Here is a 19,928-nt window from a genome sequence, read left to right as displayed (position 1 = left end):
GTTCGGCGCCGTCCGCTCGGCGGCCGTTCTCGCCTGACGGGTGGCCGAGCGGGCGCCCCGGACGGCCCGGCAACGTCCTAGACGGCCACTGCGCCTGCCCGCCCTTCCGCGCTCGCCGCGGCGATCGGGATCGGCTGGTCAGCTCCGGGGCTCGCCCGACCGCGGTCGACGTTTCGCCACCGAGATCGCGGCGGCGCCCGCCGTCACGAGGACACCCGCCGCGAGGACGCCCCAGTCGTCGACGGCGCGTCCGGTCTGCGCTAGGCCGTCCGGGGCGGGCACCGGGGTCGGGGGCTGGGTGCCCGGCGTCATCGATGGCGCGGGGGGAAGCGGCGTCACGTCGACATCGACGAAGACGGCGCTGCGGCCCGTGAACGCCTGGGTGGGTGAGGCGTCGCTCACGACGATGCCACCGGCCACCGCGGCGATCAGTAGCACCGCGAGCCCTGCATTCGTCGCCGAGCCCTGACGCCGACCTTCTTCACGCGCCTCGTCGACCATCCGGGCCACGGTCCTTCTCCGTCTGGTGCCTCGCCATCGGATTAGCACGACCGCCACAGCGAGCGTCGCGAGCAGCAGCAGGTGGCTCCACGGGATCGTTGCGACGGTCGTCTGCGCGCTGCCGGTGGCCCCGCGAAGCGGTTCGGTGCCGGCGATGGCGATGGATGCCGCCGTCGTGCGCACCTGTGTCGCGAACGCGGGCCACACCCCGGGTACGACGGTGATGATCGTGCGCGACTCGCCCGGGGCGAACTCCGCGATCTGCGTGAGTGTCGTGTCGGTGGCGAGAACACCGAGGGGGCCGGAGGAGGTGACGCGAGGGAGCGCCCCGAGCCGGGTGTTGCCGGAGTTCACGATCGTGGCCGTGACGGTGAGCGAGCCCGGGAGGAACGGGTTCCAGGACGGGCTGTACACCGCCTGCTGGTCGGTGACCGACAGAGCCGGCGCGAGGTCGCCGCGCACCCGTGTCATCACACGGAAGCCGACCCGCGATTCCACGCCGATCGTGCTGTCGCCGGTGAGGATTCCCGCGGCGACGCCGGCGGGGTGGTCGCCGGGAGTCGCGTTCGTCGGCACGTCCACCGTGAAGGGCACGATGACGCTCTCACCGGCTCCGACCTCGACGGACTCCGCGATCGTGATCCACGTGCCGGCGTCGACGGACTCCTCGTCCGCGGCGAGCATGTTGAACCGACCCGTGTCGGTGAAGTAGCCGTCCGCGGCGCTCAGACGGAAGATGACGTCGCTCCCGCCGCGGTTGGTGATCATCATGTGCTCGGTGACGGACTGCCCGGCATCCAGGGTCAGTTCCGTCCACGCCTCTCCCGTGGCCGCGTCGGCGTCAGCAGGCTCGACCGACCAGGTGACGGTGTCGGAGGCGTCCGCCGAAGCCTGAGCACGGGCGGGGCCCACGGCGCCGATCGGCGAGAAGACGAGCAGACTCGCGGCGAGCACGATCGCGGCCGCACGGGACAAGAGGACGGAGATCATGACGGTTCCAAAGTGTCCGGCCCGGTCGATTCGTCGACCGGGCCGGACACAAGAGGTCACTCGAAGAGCGACAGGGTGATGGTGGACGAGTACTGACCGGCGGTGACGGTCGCGGGCACACGAAGGGTCAGATCCGCCGTGGCCGTCGAGCTGGCACCGCCCTCGGGAAGGGCGTCGGCGTCGCTGAGGTAGAGCAGCTCCTGGTCCTTCAGGCCTCGGCTCTGGCCGCTGCCGATCTCGCCCTGCAGCGCTCCGTCGACGTCGCCGCCGACCGAGATGGCGTCGTCGTCGCCGCTGACCAGGCGCGGGCTCCACCCGAGGTACTTCGCGTCGATGACGTCGCCGTCGGCGGTGGTGAACTCGCTGGCCGAGCCGAGCACCGACCACTGCGCGCCGTCTGCCGTCTGCTCCGCGTCGCGGGTGTCGGTGACCGTCACCTGCGGCAGGACGCCGGTGAACTGGCGGACGTCTCCCGTCGACCCCTGTTCGGTGAGCGTCGCGCGGCCGGGCGCGACGGTCAGCACGAGGTCGCCGGGGCCTTCCTGCGGCGCGATCTCGACGTCGATGCCGACCTGACCGTCGTCCACCGGGTCTGCGGCGGCCGCCGCGATCGCGGCGCCGCCGGTCGTCATGAGCGCGGCCGCCAGCACGGCGACTCCCACGCGTGTGGTGTTCTTCATGTTCTCTCCTTCGATGTTCGGGTGCCGGACGCGCACGGGCGAGCCGTCCGGAAGATCGGGCGGAGGCGTCGCCGCCCCCGCCCGATCCGTCAGTTCTGTGCGCCGTAGGAGGCCTGGACGCTCGTGGTGACCTTCTTGCCACCCACGGTCGCGGTGGCCGTCACCGTGGCCGCGCCCGCCGGGATGGACGACTTCGCCGAGTTGATCGACACGTTGACCTTCTGGCCCGGCTGCACCGTCGCGAACGACTTCTTGCCGTACGCCGTGACGACGTCGATGCGCACGGGCACCGTCGAACGATTCACCGCGGCGACCGTGACGTACGCCTTGCCGCCCAGCTTCCGGGTGGATGCCGTCGCCTCGACCGAGAGCGGGTTCACTGCCGTGATGGCCGCGTTCAGGGCGGTCGTCGCATTGGTGATGGCCGTCTGGGTGACGGTGTCGTTGCCCGAGCCGGCGCGCGTGCGGTTCGCGGCGTCGAGGACGCTCTGAGCCGCTTGCTTCTCCTTCTGCAGGGCGACGTGCGCGGCGGAGGTGCCCGGCGCGATGGAGGACGCCGTCACCAGCGCCTTCTCGAGGTCGGTGGTGTCGCCGATCTCGATCGACACTCGTGACGTCTTGTTCGAGGCGAAGTCGAACACGATGCCGGAGGTGCCCAGGGCCTTGTCGGCGAAGAACGCGGGGGTGAGGGTGTACACCTTCACGCCGGCGTCATCGGTGACGGTGTAGTCCGCGGCATCCAGGCTGCCCACCAGAGCGCCGGAAGTCGTGACGTATCCGAGCGAGCGCACCGTGTCTCCGCCGAGGTCGACCCGGTACGACACCGTGTTCTTCGCCGACGACGCCTGCGAGGAGTTGCGGTCGTAGAAGCCCGCCGCGGGGGTCACCACGGGGTTGGTCTGCGCGGTGGCGTTGTCGTAGACCGCGATCTCGCGCATGGTCGGTGCGTAGATCTGGCCGGTCTTGATGCCCGCGATCGACAGGCGCAGCTTGCTGCTGGTCTGCGGGTCAAAGCGCACGACCTTGTCGGTGCCGACGCCGTCGCCCGACGCGAACGTGACCCACGAACCGGCCGACGCGTCCCACCGCTGCAGCGAGAAGGCGGCGATGCGCGCGTCGGTGCCCGAGTCGGTGAATTCCGACAGGTCGACCTCGTCGAAGCGTGTAGCCGCACCGAAGTCGATGTCGATCGTGAGGGGGTAGGTGGCGTCGTCCGCCGCCGCCCATCGCGTGCTCGGATCGCCGTCGACGAGGTTCGCGGCCTTGAGCGAGAAGTTGTTGTGCGGGTGGGTGGAGCTGGCGACCGCCGGCTTTCCGAGCGCGAGGTTCGTGCGCGTGTCGACGCCCTCGTTCTCGATCGGGTCGGTGTCGACCGGCGTCGTGACGACGTCACCGCGAGCGGCTTCGAAGAGTCCGATGTCGGGTGCCGAGCCGCGGTAGTTGGGGCTGCCGAAGAAGTCCGTCGTGCCGATGCGCTCGTTGTAGCGGCCCTTGTCGATGAGGGGCGAGGTGTCCTTCAGCGTGAACAGGCCGGCCGACTGGCGGATGTTCTCCACTCCCGCATTCCGCGCGTAGTCGGCGACGTTCCCCGTGAACTGCGGGTCGGCGGTGATGGCCGCGTCATCCTTCGGCTGCTTAGGCGAGGGGATGCCACCGGTTTCGAAGTAGGCGTTGTTCGAGAAGACGCCGAGGTCGAGGGCGCCGTCCTTGCGGTACCAGTTGGTGGGCGTCGTCGAGGTGTTGTAGAAGACGTTGTTGAAGAAGTACACCCGGCTCTTCAAGACCTCGTCGTGGAACGACTCCAGTTGGCTTCCGTCGTAGATGAAGACGTTGTTCGACACGTACGTGGGCGAGTAGTTGGTCGACAGCATGTTCTTCCAGATCACGCCGTTGTCGTTGACCGACAGGTTGTAGCGGGCGATCGAGTTGCCGCTGTTGCCCATGTAGGCCATCCAGCCGCCCTCGTTGTCGTGCGAGTAGTTGTACTCGTAGGTGACGTTGAAGTTGGTGAACTCGAGGTCCCACGGGGTGGCGTCGTACTCGTTCGCCGGTCCGCCGTAGATCTCGTTGAAGCGCATGACCGAGTCGGCGCCCGCCCACAGGTAGAGGCCGGCCGAGACCTGGCTGTACCGCTCCAGCCAGCCGTTGGCCTCGTTGTACTCCGCCAGCAGTCGCTGCGTGTTGGCGAACTGGAACGGGCCCTGGCCGATGCTCTCGGCGTAGTTGTGGCCGATGTAGACGTCGCGGCTGTAGAAGTCCTGGTCGCGGACCCACAGCTGCTCCCAGCCCTCGTGGAACTTCCCGGTCTCATCGACGCGTCCCTGCGCGTCACCGAACCAGTTGAAGGCGAACTGCACGGCGTGCAGCTCGACGTCGGTGAAGGTGTTGTCCTCGATGCGGATGTCTTCGAAGTGGTAGCCGCCCTTGCCGTACTCGGTCCACTGCTTCGACCCGAAGACCTGGAAGTTGACGCCGCCGTAGTGGATGCGCTGCCAGCTGCTGGGACCGTCGATGTTGTGAACGTCGAGGTTCGAGATCCGGATGCCGTTCATCACCGTGTCGGCGCCGGCGGCGAGCTTGTCGGCGTTGATCGACACCGAGACGCCGTCGCGCACGAAGCTGCCGGTCGTGATGTCGGTGGCGAAGTCGTCGTCGTTCGACAGCTCGAGGTTGGCGATGTGCACGTACTCCTGGTTGCGCAGATTCACCGCGCCGGTCAGGCCCACCGTGTCGGGGTTCTTCAGGCCGTTCGCCGAGAAGGGCGACGTCACCTTCCCGTTCGTGCGGATGTAGGGCAGGCCCGCCGCCGCGTCGCCATAGGCGTCGATGACGATCGGCTTCCCTTCTACGCCCGAGCCCTTGGGCCAGAGCTGCTGGTCGGCCCACGTCTCGCCGCCCTTGAGCAGGATCCGGTCGCCGGGCTGGAAGGTGGTCGCGTTGACCTTGGCCAGGGTCTTCCACGCGCGGTCGCGCGAGGTCCCCGGGGCGGTGTCGACTCCGGCGGTGGCGTCGACGAAATAGTCGGTGCCGCCGTAGGGGTTGGCTACTTGGCCGGCCCATGCGGCCGTGTCGTCTGTGCCGACGGCGCCGGCGGCGGGGACGACAGCGCCCCAGGCCAGGGCCGAGGCTGCGGCGGTGGCGACGGCGTAACGGAACCAGTGGCTCCGTCGTCGTGCGTGTGTCACGGGACTTCTCCTTCGGTAGGGGTGGTGCGGATGGGGGAGCGGGTCACGGGCCGACGACGACTTGAGCGTCACGGGCGTCGGCGATGAGGGCGTCGAGGCGTTCGGCGTACAGCACCGAACGGATGCGGCTGGCGTAGTGGGCGAACGCCGCCTCGGCGTCGACGGATCGTCCTTCGAGGCGGTACGCCACCCAGCCGCCCTGCTCCGGCAACGGGCCCAGGACTGATCCGTCGGCGGCGGAGAGCAGGGCGGCAGTGGCGTCGGGGCCGAAGACGTTGGTCGCCAGCTGGTCGGAGGTGATGTCGATACTCTCCGGAGTCGACCCCCCGAGGACCGGTGCGACATCGCCCCGCTGAACAGCGCCGGCCACGACGGGGTCGGGGCCGCCGTCCGCGGCCGTGGGGACGGTGACACGGGTCACGTGGTAGGTCGTCGCGGCATCCGCCCACTCGGCCCGGTCGGCGTCGAAGCGCGCGCGCACCTCGTCGTCGGTCACGTGGGCGCCGGTCGCCCCCTCCTCGATCCGCGTGAGCGTGGCCTGACGGATGTCGGTGAGCGACTTGCCGTAGAACGATGCCGGGTCGTAGGTGACCGGTCCGTAGAGCACGCCCCCGGCCGCTGCGGTTTCCGCTCGCTGAGCGTTGACGTCGTCCACCACGTCGAGGATGTCGTCGGGTCGCGTCACGTCGCTGGCGCCGACCGAGCGCGCCACCGCGAACAGCGCCAGGTCGTCGCGCAGCGTGTCGAACCGCCCGGAGGGATCATCGACGTCGGCGCCACCGCGTTCCGCCCGGACGGAAGCCACCGCGAGCTCGGCGTCGGAGAACTGCACTCCGTCGACGGCGGCGGGCGCCGGGGCGGCCGCGCATGCGGTGACGGCGCCTCCCACCGCGAGAAGCATCGCCAGCAGGGCGGCGAGCGTGAGCGGGCGACCTCGACGGGTGGGCGTGACGGGGTGAGGCATCTTCGTCCTTCCAGCGGGTGGCATGATGATGACACAAGTTGATATGGATAACAATCATCGACATTTCGGGAGAGGGAGCGAGATGAACATCGGGATGCCACCTCGCGGGGTCTACGCCGGGATCGACGTGGGCGGCACCAAGACGGCAGCGGTCCTCGTCGATGAAAGGGGCGATCTGGTCGGTCGCGCCCAGCGGAGGACGCGGCCGGGCCCGGAGGGCGTCGTGACATCCATCACCGATGCGATCGTCGACGCGCGCCGTCACGGCGGGGTGACGGAGACTCTGCGCGCGGTGGGGATCGGGGTTCCGGGAGCCGTCGACCCGGTCCGAGGCGTCGTGGGCCGAGCCGTGAACGTCGGCCTCGACGACTTCGGTCTCGCAGAAGCCGTGTCACGGGCGATGGGCGTTCCCGTGGCGGTCGACAACGACGTCACCCTCGCCGCGCTGGGCGTCGCGTCCGCTCGCGATGATTCGATTTCGTCGTCGCTGGCGTTCGTCAACGTCGGAACGGGTTTCGGTGTCGGCGTGGTGATCGGTGGTGCGCCCCTCCGGGGGTCGCGGGGCGCGGCGGGAGAGATCGGTCACCTTCCCTTCGATCCTCGGGGTCGGCGCTGCGGGTGTGGTCTGCTCGGGTGCATAGAGCTCTCCGCCTCGGGGGGTGCGCTCGAGCGTGCCGCCGGCTCCGCGGGCGTGCCGCGACTATTCGTCGACGCGGCCGCGGGCGATTCGTCCAGTGCCGCCGCGATCTCCGAGTTCTGCGCGGCGCTCGCGCTGGGGCTGCGCATCGTCGTCCAGGCGTACGACGTCGACACGGTGGCATTGGGCGGGGGAGTCTTCGCGTCGGCTCCCGCCTTCATGCCCCAGGTGATGGCCATCATCGCCGCCGAGGCTCGCTCGTCGGCATTCCTGCGAAGTCTCCGCCTCGCGGACCGTCTCGTCGTCGTCGATCCCGCAGTCCCGTACGCGACGCTCGGCGCGGCGCACTGGGGGATGCGCCTGGCGCGCCCGGTCGCCTGAACCGTCGCGTCGCGCCTCTCCGCGATCGCGTCGCGGTCTTCCTTCGCCCCTCGGATTCCTCCGAGGCGCCCTCTCTTCCTCCAGCATCGCGACATCGCGGCATCCGTGATCTACTATGTGGTCTGACCACACGAAAGCGAGAGCCTCATGGTTCAACGCCAGCTCCCCAAAGTCGGCGAGCTCCTCGAGCTCATGCAGTTCAAGAAGCCCGAGCTCGACGCGCGCAAGCGGCGCCTGGACGCGGCGTTGACCATCGCCGATCTGCGCACGATCGCGAAACGCCGCACGCCCAAGGCGGCGTTCGACTACACCGACGGCGCGGCCGAGGGCGAGCTGTCGCTGGACCGCGCGCGCCGCGCGTTCGAAGACGTCGAGTTCCACCCCGACATCCTGCGCCCGGCGGCCGACGTCGACACCTCGTGCGAGATCCTCGGCGGGCCCGCGGCGCTGCCGTTCGGGATCGCACCGACCGGGTTCACCCGACTCATGCAGACCGAGGGGGAGACCGCCGGCGCATCCGCGGCAGCGGCCGCCGGCATCCCCTTCACCCTCTCGACGCTCGGCACCACCTCCATCGAAGACGTGAAGGCCGCGAACCCCTCCGGTCGCAATTGGTTCCAGCTGTATGTCATGAAGGACCGCGACATCTCGTACGGTCTCGTCGAGCGCGCCGCCGCGGCGGGCTTCGACACGTTGCAGTTCACCGTGGACACCCCCATCGCCGGGGCTCGCCTCAGGGACAAGCGCAACGGCTTCTCGATCCCGCCGCAGCTGACCGTCGGCACCATCGTCAACGCCATTCCGCGGCCGTGGTGGTGGTACGACTTCCTCACCACGCCGAAACTCGAATTCGCCTCGCTCAGCACCACCGGGGGCACCGTCGGAGAGCTGCTGAACGCGGCGATGGACCCCACCATCGGCTACGACGACCTCGACGTCATCCGCGGCATGTGGCCGGGCAAGCTCGTCGTGAAGGGCGTGCAGAACGTCGCCGACGCGGCGCGTCTGGTCGACCTCGGTGTCGACGGCATCGTGCTGTCCAACCACGGCGGTCGCCAACTCGACCGCGCGCCGATCCCCTTCCACCTGCTGCCGAAGGTCGTGCGCGAGGTCGGGAAGGACGCCACGGTCATGGTCGACACCGGCATCATGAACGGCGCCGACATCGTGGCATCCATCGCCCTCGGCGCGAAGTTCACGCTCATCGGCCGCGCCTACCTCTACGGACTCATGGCCGGCGGGCGCCAAGGCGTCGACCGCACCATCGCCATCCTGCGCAGCGAGATCGAACGCACCATGACGCTGCTCGGGGTCTCGTCACTCGACGAACTCGAGCCGCGCCACGTCACCCAGCTGACCCGGCTGGTCCCGACCGCTGACGAAATCGATGGGCCTGCGGTGCGGCGTTCGCTCGATCGGCGATGAACGCCGTCACCGCGTCGGCGCCGCCGTGGTCGTGCGCCGAGATGGTGACGACCGCGTCGCCGAAGAAGACGAGGAGCTGGCCGTGCGCGCCGTGCAGGCGCCAGACGCCGCCGGGACCATCCCAACCCGCGAGGGCGTAACGGCTGTACCCGTCGGCGGTGCCGCCCGTGTCGACCCACCCCGAGTGCATGGCATCCACGATTCCGGCCGAGACGAGGCGTTCGCCCTCGAAGACGCCGCGGTCGCGAATCAGCAGGCCGAAGCGCGCCATCTCGTCGGTGCGCAGCGCGATGCCCTCGCCGCCGAGCACGCGGCCGTTCGGACACCGGCGCCACGACACGTCGGCGAGACCGAGCGGGGCGAGCAGGCGGGGGCGCAGGTAGTCCTCGACGTCGCCGACCCGCTGCGACAGAGCATGCATGGCCGTGTAGGTACTGGCGTTCGAGTACTGGAACACGCGACCGCGCGACGGACGCGCGAGGAACTCGGCGGCGAGGTCGGGCCAGTCGGTCATCATCGTCTCGGAGTACGGGAAGTCGATGCCGCTGGTCATGGTCAGCAGGTGGCGGAGGGTGACATCGGTGGCGGTGGGCTGCAGATCGCTCACCGGAGCGTCGAGCGACACTCGACCCTCGTCGGCCGCGATGCCCGCCGCCAGCACCGCGACCGCCTTGGCGACGGAGTGGATCTCCTCGCGCACGTCGGGCGCCCAGCGGTGAGTCGCGACGTCGTCGCCGGCGCGCACGTGCAAGCCGTGCGCGCCGAAGCCGGTGTCGTCTATCCGCGCGACGAGGGCGTCGCGGAGGGCGGCGGCGCGGAGCATGTGCACAGGGTACGCGTTCCGGCATCCTCTCCCCGCCCCTCGGGCGCAGCGGCGGCGGTGGTCGGCGTCAGCCCCTCGGCGCGAAGCGGAAGCGGGGAGCATCGAGCGACGCTCCCCGCTGGACACGCCGTCTGCCTTACTTCGCGAGCTGCGGGTACAGCGCCTCGAACGGTCCGGACAGCGCCGCCTTCAGCTGCACCGAGGTCTCATCGGCCAGCACCTCGTACTCTCCCGCCTCGGTGGCGTCGAAGACCTTCGCGACGAGCGCGGCGGGGTCGAGCTTCGGGTCGGTGGATCCCGCGGCCATCGCCGTGTCGACCCAGCCCACGTGGACACCCACGACCTGCACGCCGGAGGGGTGGAGCTCGATGCGCATCGAGTTCGTCGCCGACCAGAGTGCGGCTTTCGTGGCCGAGTAGATGCCGCCGACGGCGAACCAGGCCATCGCGGAGTGGATGTCGATGATCGCGGTCGCCCCGGCCTGCGCCGACAGCACGGGGGCGTAGGCGCGGGCCAGCATGAGCGGCCCGACGAAGTTCGTCTCGATGTTTTCGCGGATCTCATCGTCGGTGTGATTCAGGATGCCGAAGCTCGACGGCGACGTGCCGGCGTTGTTGATCAGGATCGTGACGTCGGGGGCCGCCGCGACGGCGGCCTCGATCGAGACGGCGTCCGTCACGTCGAGCTGCAGGGGGACGATCCGCTCGTCGTCCCAGGTGCGGGGGGAGCGGGCGGTGGCGTAGACCTTCGCCGCGCCGCGTGCGAGCGCCTCGCGCACGAAGTGGGTGCCGATACCCCCGTTCGCGCCGGTGACGAGGACGATGGCTCCGTCGAGTGAAGTCATGAGTGCTTTCTCTTCCTGTTTCGGGTTCAGGCGTGGGTGAGGGTCGGGTAGTCGACGTATCCGCGGGCGCCGCCGGTGTAGAGCGTGTCGGGGTCGACGTCGGTGAGCGGGGCATCGGCTCTTAGTCGCTCCACGACATCGGGGTTCGCCAGGGCGAACCGGCCGAGCGGGGCGATGTCGGCGAGACCCGCGTCGATGTCTGCCGCGATCTGCTCGCGGGTGCGGCCGTACCGCACGACCAGGACCGCCGTCGGCCATGCCCCGCGCAGCGCGGTCAGCAGGTCGTCATCGCCCAGGTGGTGCACGTGCAGGTAGGCCAGATCGAGGGGTGCGAGGCGCGAGACGAGGTCGAGGTACTGGGCGTGGACGTCTTCGCGCGATCCCTCGTCGATGCCGCCGAGGGGGAAGGCGGGGGAGATGCGGATGCCGGTGCGGTCGGCGCCGATCTCGTCGGCGACGGCGGCAGCGACCTCGACGACGAAGCGTGAGCGGTTCTCGACCGATCCGCCGTACTGATCCGTGCGCTCGTTGGCATTCGGGGAGAGGAACTGGTGCAGGAGGTAGCCGTTCGCCGCGTGGATCTCGACACCGTCTGCACCCGCCGCGATCGCGGATGCCGCCGCATGACGGAACTCCGCGATGACGCCCGCGATCTCATCGGTCGTGAGGGCGCGGGGCACGGGAATGGGCTGCAGGCCGGATGCCGTGAACATGTCCTGACCCGGTGCGATCGCCGACGGCGCCACGGGCTGCCGGTGGTGGGGGGTGTTGCCGGGGTGCGAGATGCGACCGACGTGCATGAGCTGGACGAAGAGGTGTCCGCCCCCTGTGTGCACGGTGTCGGCGACTTTCCGCCAACCGGCGATGTGCGCGTCGGTGTAGATGCCGGGGGTGTTCAGGTAGCCCTGGCCGTCCGCGGAGGGCTGGGTCCCCTCGGTGATGAGCAGCCCCAGCGATGCGCGCTGGCCGTAGTAGTCGGCGACCAGGTCACCGGGGGTGCCGTCGGCATCCGCTCGATTACGCGTCATCGGCGCAAGCGCCAGGCGGTGGGGGAGTTCCAGGCGGCCGAGCGCGAAGGGCTGCCAGAGGGAGTCGAGAGTCATCGTGAGCGTCGTTCCTTGTGTCGTCGGACAGGTCGTCACCGGTCGAGAGTGGGAGAATCAAGTACGTCCTCCAGATTAGTGACTACGCTCATAACTGGGGGCACTCATCATCTATTTCCCGAGGAGCGAAGATGCCTCCGACCTCACCGCCCGTCGGGCGTCGCGAACGGAACAAGCAGGAGAAGCGCGAGCGCATCGTGGCCGCCGCGGCCACACTCTTCGCCGAGCGGGGCGTCGACGACGTCACGACGCAAGAGATCGCCGATGCGGCCGACATCGGCACCGGTACCCTCTTCCTCTACGCCAAGACCAAGGGGGAGTTGCTCCTCCTCGTGCAGAACGCCCACTACGCCCGAGCCCTCGACGAAGGCCGGAGCGCCGCGGCTGCGGCTTCCGGGGCCATCGACGGCGTCCTTGCGCTGGTCGCGCCGATCGTCGCGTGCAATCGAAAGCAGGTCGACAACGGTCGCACGTACCTCCGGGAGATGATCTTCGGCGATGCGGAAGAGCCCCACCATGCGGAGGCGCTCCGGATCGTCGGCGAGACCGAGCGGACGCTCATCGACCTGATCGTCACACGCGCCGAACGCAGCGAGGCTGATGCCGGAGTGGTGGCGCGGGTGATCTCTTCCGGGATGCTGGTCGCGATGGCATCGGCCCCGACGGCGGACACGAGTGTCGACGACATCCTCGCCGTCGTCCGCGCGCAGGTCGAAGCGACCCTCTCGGGCACCGGGAACGAGCGGGGGGAGGGCGCGGATCCCGCACCCGCCTCCTGAGCGCTGCGTGCTACCGCCGTCCGCCCGACAACTCCGGGTAGAGCTCCTCGACGGGGCCGGCCAGCCTGGCTCGCACCCGCCGGGTCGCTTCGTCGGCGAGCACCTCGAAAAGGTCGGTCTCGAGTCCGTCGAAGACCTGTCTCACGAGGTCGGCGGGGGTGAGTTTGTCGCCGCCGGCGTGCGCGGCCATCGGCGTGTCGACGTAGCTCATGTGCACACCGAGCACGTGCACGCCGTGAGGAGCGAGTTCGAGCCGCAACGAGTTCGTCGCCGACCACAGGGCTGCCTTGGCAGCCGAATAGGCGCCGCCGTAGGCATACCACGAGCCGATCGAGTGGATGTCGACGATCGCCGAACCCGCGCGCAGGGTGAGGACCGGGGCGAAGGCGCGCGCAACGCGCACCGGGCCGAAGAAGTTGACCGCGAAGGTCGCGTCGAGGGCCTCGTCGTCGATGTCGAGCAGGCTCGCCGTCGGTGGATTGGCTCCCGCGTTGTTGATGAGCACGGTGGCATCGGATGCCGTCGTCGCGGCAGCCGCCACCGACGCGGGGTCGGTCACATCCAGCGCGAACGGCACCACGCGAGCATCGGACCACGCCTGCGGCACGCGTGCGGTGGCGTAGACCTTTCGGGCGCCGCGCTCGAGCGCCTGCGACACCAGCTCGTGGCCGATGCCCCCATTCGCGCCGGTGATCACGACGGTCGCTCCGCCGAGGCTGGGCACCGGCGTCAGCTTTCCGGGTGCGGGAGGATCACGCCGCCCGAGACGTACGTGAGCGTCTCGGTGACGTCGTAGGCGTGGATCGCCGACACGTGGGGTGCGAGCAGCGCGGTGAGGGCGGGTGCATGGTCGGTGAAGAACGCGTCGCGCGCCGCGTCATCGGCGAAGCCCAGGGTCACCGAGGCATGCAGGTGCTGATCCTTCGGGTTGTCGTGGGCGACGTTCGGGGTGTCCCACGTCTTCTCGTTCCACGGGAGGAACACCTGGGTCCGCAGCTCCTTCAGCCCGCCCGTGGCGACGAGCGCCGGTGCGAGCTGCTTCTTGATGAAGGAGTGGAAACCGATCGACCCTTCGTTGGCGAGGCGCCTCAGGTACAGCACCGCACGCGAACCGGGCCGCTCGCCGGGGGCGACGTCGTACCAGCGCGAGCTGCCGGAAGGGCCCGCGTGCAGCAGCGTGCGCCGGAAGATGTTCACCTCGTCTTCGAACGCCAGGGCCGTCTGCGTGCGGCCCGCGAACGGTGCCAAGGCGTTCTCGAAGGTCACCTCGGCGATGCCGTCGATCCGACGGTCTTCGGGGATTTCGGTTTCGATGCCGTCGCTGGCGGGCCACCGCCCGGAGGGATGCGCAGCCAGGTGCACCTGGCGATACTCCTGCAGACCGGGCGTCGCCGCGATGATCTGCGAGTGCGGGCCTTTCCAGCGATCCATTCCGGCCTGCCGGGGGAGGTCGGAGCGCATCCACAACAGGATCGACGAGGTGAAATGCTTCTCGGGTTTGGGGGTGCCGTTGCTCATGATCGTGCCTCTCGTGGTCTGGCTCAGGCACGGACGTCGTTGAGGAACTTCGCGGCGATCGGCGCGAACTCGTCCCCGTACTGGAAGATGCCGCCGTGTCCGGAGTTCGGGTAGATGATCAACTCCGACCCGGCGATGCGGCGGTGCAGGTCCTCGGAGAGGATGCTCGGGACCATGCGGTCGTTGTCGCCGTTGGCGATGAGCGTCGGCGATGTGATCACCGAGAGGTCGGAGGGCGCGGAGCGGCCGTATCGGACGATGGCTTTCAACTGCGTGCTGAACGCCTTGTTGGTGATCGCCTTATCTCGGTCGACGGTGCGCTCCTTGAGCCGCTCGACGAACGCTCTTCCGGCTCGCTTGCCTTCGGCGTCGCGGTTGAAGAAGAGGAACTCCTTCGGGTCGGAGCGCGTGACGACCGATCGGAAGATGTCCCAGTAGGTCGTGCCGACGACCTTGTCCATGTCCTTGCCGCCGCGGGGCCCGGTGCCGGTGAGGATGAGGCCACGGACGAGGTCGGGGTGCTTCACCACGAGGTCTTGAGCGATCATCCCGCCCATGGAGAACGAGAACAGGTCGATCTTGTCCAGGCCCAGGCCCATCGTGATGAACCGGTAGGCGTCGTCGGCGGCCTCGTCGAGCGTGTCCGGGACGCGGCCGCTGGACGCACCGACACCGAGCTGGTCGAACGTGATGACATGTCGGGTCTTCGCGATCGCGTCGATGATGCGGGGGTCCCAGTTGTCGAGCGTCGCCGCCAGATGGACGAAGAAGACGACGGGGACTTCTTCCTTGGGTCCGAGCTCTCGGTAGGCGAAGGTGTCGGGACCGACCGTGACGGTCTTCGCGGGAGCCTGCGCGTACGAGGTGATGACCTGTTCGTTCATGAGAGATGTCCTTGATCGGGTGTCGTGTGTCGAGGGTGCGGGAAGGGCGAGGGCGGTGGTGGGGGGATCACGCGCCGAGGAGTACGGACTTCCCACGGGTGCCGCCGCGGTGGAGCGACTCGAGGGCCGTCGGCGCCTCATCGAAGGGGAAGGTGGCGCCGACGATCGGGCGGATCGCGCCGGCGTCCACGAGCTGGGCGATCGCCCGGAGCTGCTCGCCGTCGGCGCGCATGAAGAGGAACTCGTAGGTGACGCCGAGTTTCCTCGCCTGCCGGCGGACCTTGCTGCTCAGCGCGCCGATCGCGAGACGAAGGACGGGGTTCAGGCCGATCTGCTCGGCGAAGGCGGGCGTCGGCGGGCCGGCGATACCCACGGCGATGCCACCGCGACGCAGGATGTGCATCGACTTCGTGAGGTTCTGGCCTCCGAGGCTGTCGAGCACGAAGTCGTACCCCGAGAGTTCCGTGGAGAAGTCCTCGCTGGCGTAGTCGATCACGATGTCCGCGCCGAGGGACCGCACGAATTCCGCGTTCCTCGCGGAGGCGGTTGTCGCGACCTCTGCGCCGAGATGCTTCGCCAGCTGGATCGCGATCGTTCCGACGCCACCGGCGCCGCCGTGGATGAGGACCTTCTGGCCGGCGGTCACGCCGCCCTTCTCGACGAGCGCCTGCCACGCGGTCAGGGCGACGAGGGGGAGGGATGCCGCCTCGACGAGGCCGATCGAGGCCGGGGCGCGGGCCACATCCGCCTGGTCGACCGCGATACGCTCCGCGAAGGTGCCGATCCGATGGTCGCGAGGGCGGGAGAACACCGTGTCGCCAGGCGTGAACGACCGGACCTGCGCACCCACGCGGATCACGGTCCCGGCCACGTCGTGGCCGAGTGCGAACGGAGGTCGGTAGGGCAGGAATGCCGTGAATTCCCCGGCGCGGATGCGCTCGTCGAGGCCGTTGAGCCCGGCGGCGGTGACCGCGATGAGGACGTCGTTCGGACCGACGGTGGGCTCGGGGACGTCTGCCTCGTGGAGGGGCTTCTTGTAGCCGTCGATGATGAATGCACGCATGTTGAGAGTTCCTGTTCTGGACGAGTGGGTTCGAGTCCTGCGTCAGCTGCGCAGAAAAGATTGGATGCGGGGAGTCACGGCGGCGCGGTGCTGCGAGACGACGCCGTGCCCGGCATCCGGGAAGGTCACCACGTCGATGGCCGAGAACCCCTGGCGCAGCTGTTCTGCGTTGGCCACCGGTACGAGGATGTCGTCATCGCCGTGGAAGGCGAGCGTCGGCGTGCTCGCCTGCGCTTCGACCGTGCCGGTCTGGGCACCCCACCGTGCGACGGCGCGGAGCTGCGCGCGCATGACCCCCGGTAGGACGGCCGAATCGCGGTCGGCGCGTCGGCGTTTCAGCCGGCGCTGGTACGCGGCCGCGGCGCGCCTGCCGCCAGCCGTGCCGGGGAAGAAGAGGACGGAGGTGGCGGGGCGTGCGATGAGGACGCTGCGTGCGATGCCGCGGAGCATGACGCCCGTCATCCGGGTGAGGCCGTCGCCGCCCCGGGGGCCGGCTCCGGACATCACCAGGTGGTCCACCAGGGCCGGCTCCTGCTCGACGACCGCCTGGGCGACCATGCCGCCCATCGAGAGGCCGAAGAGATCGACGCGGTCGAGGCCGAGAGCGCGCATGGCGGCGACGGTGTCGCGGGCCATGTCATCGAAGCTGTCGCGCACCCGCCCGGTCGAGCGTCCGACGCCGCGGTAACCGAGCACGATGACACGGCGCTCCTGCGCGAGGGCGTCGATGACCTCGGGATCCCAGGCGTCGAGGTTGCCGCCGAGGTGCATCAGCGCGACGAGAGGCAGCTGGGCGCCCGATCCGATGTCGCGGTAGGCGATGTCGGCACCGTCGATATGCACCGTCCGCGTGACGGCGTCGACGACAGACGGAGTGTCGTCGTTGCGGTGCGAGCCGGTGGCCATGTCTGCTCCCTTGGTCCGATCGACGGATGTGTCATCCTCGTCCTGCGAGTACACTCAATAGTGACTGTACTCACTAAAATTGTCAAGGAGGCGCCATGAGTCAGCAATCCGATCTCGTCGGACGTCGAGAGAAAGCGATGGCCGACAAGCGGAGGCGCATCATGGACGCGGCGCGATCGCTCTTCGCGGAGCGGGGGGTGGGCCACGTCACGACGCAGGAGGTCTCCGACCGTGCGGACGTCGCGATCGGGACGCTGTTCCGGTACGCGGCGACCAAGGCGGAGCTGCTCATCATGGTGCAGAACGAGAAGTTCCGCGCAGCCATCGACGAGGGCCTCGCGGCATCCGAGTCGCTGTCGGGAAGCGACGCGTCGGCGCAAGACGCCGTCATGGCGCTCCTCTCGCCGGTCATCGAGTGCGTTCGCGAACAGCCCGAGAACGGTCGTCAGTACCTGCACGAGCTGGTCTTCGGCGACCCGACCGAGCAGCACCGGAGCGCGGGGCTCGCCGAGGCGTGGCGCTTCGAGGCCGCCATCGCCGACATCCTGCGCACCCTGCCCGACGTCGATGAGCGGACGCGGGCCACCCTCGCGAGAGTCGTCACGTCGATCGTCCACGTCACGATGACGGCCACCCTGCACCTTCGGGACACCCCGGGCGAGATCGAGGCGGTCGTCCAGTCGCAACTCACGGCCGTCCTGGCAGGGCAGGAACGAGTCAGGGGTTGAAGTCGGACGAGCGCCGGCATTGCTTAAGCTCGCGGGGTGAACAACATGGTGGGATCCGGCGTGCTCGCCGTCGTGGCGGGGGCGGTCGTCGCGGTGCTGGCGTTCATCCCCTTCGTCGCGATCAGCTACCGCCGACGCGGTGGCCTGACGCTCTGGCGTACCGCCCTGTGGGCGGGAGCGGCGGTGTACTTCTGGGCGATCTGGACCTACACGCTCGTCCCAGTCCCTCAGTCCGACGACTACCGCTGCCGCGGGGTGAACGTGCGGCCGTTCGAGTTCGTCGACGACATCCGTGCCGCCGTCGCCGTGTCGGGGCGCTACCTCACCGATCCCGTCGTGCTGCAGGTGGCGTTGAACGTTCTGCTGTTCCTCCCCCTCGGCTTCTTCCTGCGCGTGCTCGGAGGGCGCGGCATCGTGGTGGCTGGTCTGGTGGGCCTGGCGATCTCAGGGATCATCGAGACCACCCAGTTGACCGGCGTCTGGGGTCTCTTCCCCTGCGCCTACCGGGTGTTCGACGTCGACGACCTCATCGCGAATACGTCCGGAGCGCTGCTCGGATCGGTGGTGGCGTTCGTCGTGCCGGCGCAGCACCGGGGTGTGCACAAGAGCCCGGATGCCGAGCAGCCCCGCCCGGTGACCAGGAGGCGTCGTCTGCTGGGCATTCTGTGCGATGTGGTGGGCGTGTCGCTCGTCGGCTTCGCCGTCTCGGTGACCGTGCAGGCGGCGATCGCCCTCTCGCTGGGAGACGCCGCGACGTTCTCGACAGACGACGTCGCCGCGCTCGCAGGCACGGTGGTCTCGGTCGGGCTGTGGGTCGGGGTGGTGCTGGTGACGGGCCGCTCGATCGGCGATATCGCCACGCGCGTGCGCTTCACCCACGGCGTGCTGCCCGTCTGGGTGGCACGACCGTTGCGGTTCCTCACGGGAGCCGGCGCCTACGCAGTACTCGCCGCCCTTACGGCGCCGTGGTCTCTGCTGGCGTTCGTGCTGGCGCTGGCGACGGTCGCTCTGCTCGTCGTCTGGCCCGATGGCCGTGGCCTCACCGGCTGGATCGGCCGACGGCGTCTCGTGGACGACCGGGCGGGTGTGGTGAGTCCGACGGTCGATGCGGCCCGCGAGACACGATGACACGGCGTGCCCTACGGTGACCGCATGAGAGAGCCGCTGTCGCCGGCCGATGCCCGCATCCTGGCGCTGGAGTCCGACGTCGTCCGCGGGCACGCGCTGAAGCTGCTCGTGCTGGATCCGGGCGAGGCCCTCGACCTCGACGCGGTGCGGGCGAGCGTCGCCGACCGCCTGTCGACCTTCCCCCGCGGCCGCCAGGTCGTCGTCGACGACGGAGACGGGCCGGCGTGGGTCGATGCGACCGACATCGATGTCGCGCAGCACGTGCGCCGCCACGCGGCCGACGATCCCGCGGCGCTGCGCGAGGTCGTCGGGCGGCTCATGTCGGAGCCGCTCGACCGCTCCCGTCCGTTGTGGACCGTCGACCTCGTGGGACCCCTCGCCGACGGTCGCGAGGCGGTCGCGGTGCGCCTGCACCACGCGCTCGCCGACGGTCTGACGGCGGTGCGCTTCCTCGAGTCGGTGATCTTCGAGCCGCACGACGCCCCGGCCCACGTGGTCGGCATCCGCGATCCTGACGCTCGCCCCACGCGCTGGAGCGAGTGGGAACGGATGCCGCTGACCCTCGCCCGCGAACTCGGACACCCCGGGTCCCGCTCGCCGTTCGACCGCCCCCTCACCGCTCGCCGTGCGCTCGCCTTCGTCGACGTCCCCCTCGCCGAGGCGCGGGCCGTCGGCGCCGCGCGCCGCGAACACGCCACCGTGAACGACGTGCTGCTGGCGGTCATCGCCGGAGCCCTGCGCCGACGGCTGCTGCATCACGGCCACGCGCCCCGCATGAACGCCCAGGTGCCGGTGAGCCTGCACGAGAGGGGAGAGGATGCCGCGGCATCCGGCAATCGCGACTCCTTCGTCGACGTGAGCCTTCACCTCGACGAACCCGATGACCTGCGCCGCCTCGACCTGCTGAGCGCGCAGATGCGCTCACGCAAGCACGGGCACGACGCGCGATCGCTCGACGAGTTGTTCCGTGCGCTCGCGGCGGCCGGGCCCGTCGGCGGCCTGATGCGGGGGCTCGCCGACGATCCGCGCGAGTTCGCCCTGGCGATCTCGAACGTGCCCGGTCCGCGGGTGCCGGTGGCCGTCAGAGGGCGACGCGTCGGACACGTCTACACCTCGTCGGAGCCGGGGCCGCGCCACGCGCTCCGGGTCGCCGCGATCTCGAACGACCGGTGGCTCGGAGTCGGCTTCTGCGTCGATCCCGACGCGGTGCCCGATGTCGAGCTTCTCGCCGACGCGGCGCACGACGCGTGGGAGGCGCTGCGCGCGGGCCCGCGGTGACGCCGTTCGGCCCGGCATCCCTCTGCCGTCGGGCGTGGCGGGGTCTCGGGTGCACAACGGCGGGCCGTGTGGCCGACGCGCCGGTGGGGGATGCCGCGGGGTGGCGTGTCG

General features: G+C 69.7%; 18 protein-coding genes. 6 read left to right on the top strand and 12 right to left on the bottom strand.

The window, feature by feature from the left end; translation table 11 throughout:
* Positions 1-138: 138 nt before the first annotated feature.
* The 4 genes from RWP81_RS04165 to RWP81_RS04150 all read right to left on the bottom strand — a co-directional run bounded on the left by RWP81_RS04165 (position 139) and on the right by RWP81_RS04150 (position 6,320).
* Positions 139-1,491, bottom strand: a complete 1,353-nt coding sequence (locus RWP81_RS04165) for a hypothetical protein (protein WP_314452542.1) — start codon at positions 1,489-1,491, stop codon at positions 139-141.
* A gap of 56 nt (positions 1,492-1,547) precedes the next feature.
* The gene (locus RWP81_RS04160; protein ID WP_314452540.1) at positions 1,548-2,171 is read right to left on the bottom strand and encodes a hypothetical protein; all 624 of its coding nucleotides are present in this window, start codon (positions 2,169-2,171) and stop codon (positions 1,548-1,550) included.
* A gap of 89 nt (positions 2,172-2,260) precedes the next feature.
* The gene (locus RWP81_RS04155; protein WP_314452538.1) at positions 2,261-5,356 is read right to left on the bottom strand and encodes a discoidin domain-containing protein; all 3,096 of its coding nucleotides are present in this window, start codon (positions 5,354-5,356) and stop codon (positions 2,261-2,263) included.
* A 43-nt stretch (positions 5,357-5,399) separates the two neighbouring features.
* Positions 5,400-6,320 (bottom strand): peptidylprolyl isomerase, encoded by a 921-nt coding sequence (locus tag RWP81_RS04150; RefSeq protein ID WP_314452537.1) that lies wholly within the window; start codon positions 6,318-6,320, stop codon positions 5,400-5,402.
* 22 nt (positions 6,321-6,342) lie between these two features.
* Here RWP81_RS04150 and RWP81_RS04145 point away from each other — a divergent pair, with 22 nt between their 5' ends.
* Both RWP81_RS04145 and RWP81_RS04140 read left to right on the top strand, forming a co-directional pair.
* Positions 6,343-7,338 (top strand): ROK family protein, encoded by a 996-nt coding sequence (locus tag RWP81_RS04145; protein WP_314452535.1) that lies wholly within the window; start codon positions 6,343-6,345, stop codon positions 7,336-7,338.
* A gap of 147 nt (positions 7,339-7,485) precedes the next feature.
* On the top strand, positions 7,486-8,763 hold the full coding sequence (locus RWP81_RS04140; RefSeq protein WP_314452533.1) for an alpha-hydroxy acid oxidase: 1,278 nt from the start codon (positions 7,486-7,488) through the stop codon (positions 8,761-8,763).
* Here RWP81_RS04140 and RWP81_RS04135 read toward each other — a convergent pair.
* The 3 genes from RWP81_RS04135 to RWP81_RS04125 form a co-directional block, all read right to left on the bottom strand.
* On the bottom strand, positions 8,684-9,586 hold the full coding sequence (locus RWP81_RS04135; RefSeq protein WP_314452532.1) for a serine hydrolase: 903 nt from the start codon (positions 9,584-9,586) through the stop codon (positions 8,684-8,686). The genes RWP81_RS04140 and RWP81_RS04135 overlap by 80 nt on opposite strands.
* Before the next feature lie 136 nt (positions 9,587-9,722).
* Positions 9,723-10,430 (bottom strand): SDR family oxidoreductase, encoded by a 708-nt coding sequence (locus RWP81_RS04130; RefSeq protein WP_314452531.1) that lies wholly within the window; start codon positions 10,428-10,430, stop codon positions 9,723-9,725.
* 26 nt (positions 10,431-10,456) lie between these two features.
* The gene (locus tag RWP81_RS04125) at positions 10,457-11,533 is read right to left on the bottom strand and encodes an alkene reductase (RefSeq protein WP_314452529.1); all 1,077 of its coding nucleotides are present in this window, start codon (positions 11,531-11,533) and stop codon (positions 10,457-10,459) included.
* 131 nt (positions 11,534-11,664) lie between these two features.
* Here RWP81_RS04125 and RWP81_RS04120 point away from each other — a divergent pair, with 131 nt between their 5' ends.
* Positions 11,665-12,312 (top strand): TetR/AcrR family transcriptional regulator, encoded by a 648-nt coding sequence (locus tag RWP81_RS04120; RefSeq protein WP_314452527.1) that lies wholly within the window; start codon positions 11,665-11,667, stop codon positions 12,310-12,312.
* Between the two features lie 10 nt (positions 12,313-12,322).
* Here RWP81_RS04120 and RWP81_RS04115 read toward each other — a convergent pair whose 3' ends face one another.
* The 5 genes from RWP81_RS04115 to RWP81_RS04095 form a co-directional block, all read right to left on the bottom strand.
* Positions 12,323-13,036, bottom strand: a complete 714-nt coding sequence (locus RWP81_RS04115) for an SDR family oxidoreductase (RefSeq protein WP_314452525.1) — start codon at positions 13,034-13,036, stop codon at positions 12,323-12,325.
* A 5-nt stretch (positions 13,037-13,041) separates the two neighbouring features.
* Positions 13,042-13,830, bottom strand: coding sequence for a strictosidine synthase (locus RWP81_RS04110; protein WP_314452523.1), 789 nt, complete (start codon positions 13,828-13,830; stop codon positions 13,042-13,044).
* A 23-nt stretch (positions 13,831-13,853) separates the two neighbouring features.
* Positions 13,854-14,714, bottom strand: a complete 861-nt coding sequence (locus tag RWP81_RS04105; protein ID WP_314452522.1) for an alpha/beta hydrolase — start codon at positions 14,712-14,714, stop codon at positions 13,854-13,856.
* A 67-nt stretch (positions 14,715-14,781) separates the two neighbouring features.
* Positions 14,782-15,777 carry an NADP-dependent oxidoreductase gene (locus tag RWP81_RS04100; RefSeq protein ID WP_314452520.1) on the bottom strand — a complete coding sequence of 332 codons (996 nt, stop codon included), beginning with the start codon at positions 15,775-15,777 and terminating at the stop codon, positions 14,782-14,784.
* Between the two features lie 42 nt (positions 15,778-15,819).
* Positions 15,820-16,683 (bottom strand): alpha/beta hydrolase, encoded by an 864-nt coding sequence (locus tag RWP81_RS04095; RefSeq protein ID WP_314452519.1) that lies wholly within the window; start codon positions 16,681-16,683, stop codon positions 15,820-15,822.
* A gap of 95 nt (positions 16,684-16,778) precedes the next feature.
* Here RWP81_RS04095 and RWP81_RS04090 point away from each other — a divergent pair, with 95 nt between their 5' ends.
* The 3 genes from RWP81_RS04090 to RWP81_RS04080 are packed head-to-tail and all read left to right on the top strand — an operon-like array spanning position 16,779 to position 19,817.
* Positions 16,779-17,411 (top strand): TetR/AcrR family transcriptional regulator, encoded by a 633-nt coding sequence (locus tag RWP81_RS04090; RefSeq protein WP_314452517.1) that lies wholly within the window; start codon positions 16,779-16,781, stop codon positions 17,409-17,411.
* A gap of 45 nt (positions 17,412-17,456) precedes the next feature.
* Positions 17,457-18,539: a VanZ family protein gene (locus tag RWP81_RS04085; RefSeq protein ID WP_314452545.1), complete on the top strand. Its 1,083-nt coding sequence runs from the start codon at positions 17,457-17,459 to the stop codon at positions 18,537-18,539.
* Positions 18,540-18,563: 24 nt separating this feature from the next.
* The gene (locus RWP81_RS04080) at positions 18,564-19,817 is read left to right on the top strand and encodes a wax ester/triacylglycerol synthase domain-containing protein (RefSeq protein WP_314452515.1); all 1,254 of its coding nucleotides are present in this window, start codon (positions 18,564-18,566) and stop codon (positions 19,815-19,817) included.
* Positions 19,818-19,928: the final 111 nt, after the last annotated feature.

Origin of the sequence: uncultured Microbacterium sp., from assembly GCF_963521695.1 — a bacterium.
Classification (GTDB): Bacteria; Actinomycetota; Actinomycetes; order Actinomycetales; family Microbacteriaceae; genus Microbacterium.
Note: the sequence above shows the minus strand (reverse complement) of the source record. Positions and strands in the feature narration are given on the sequence as shown.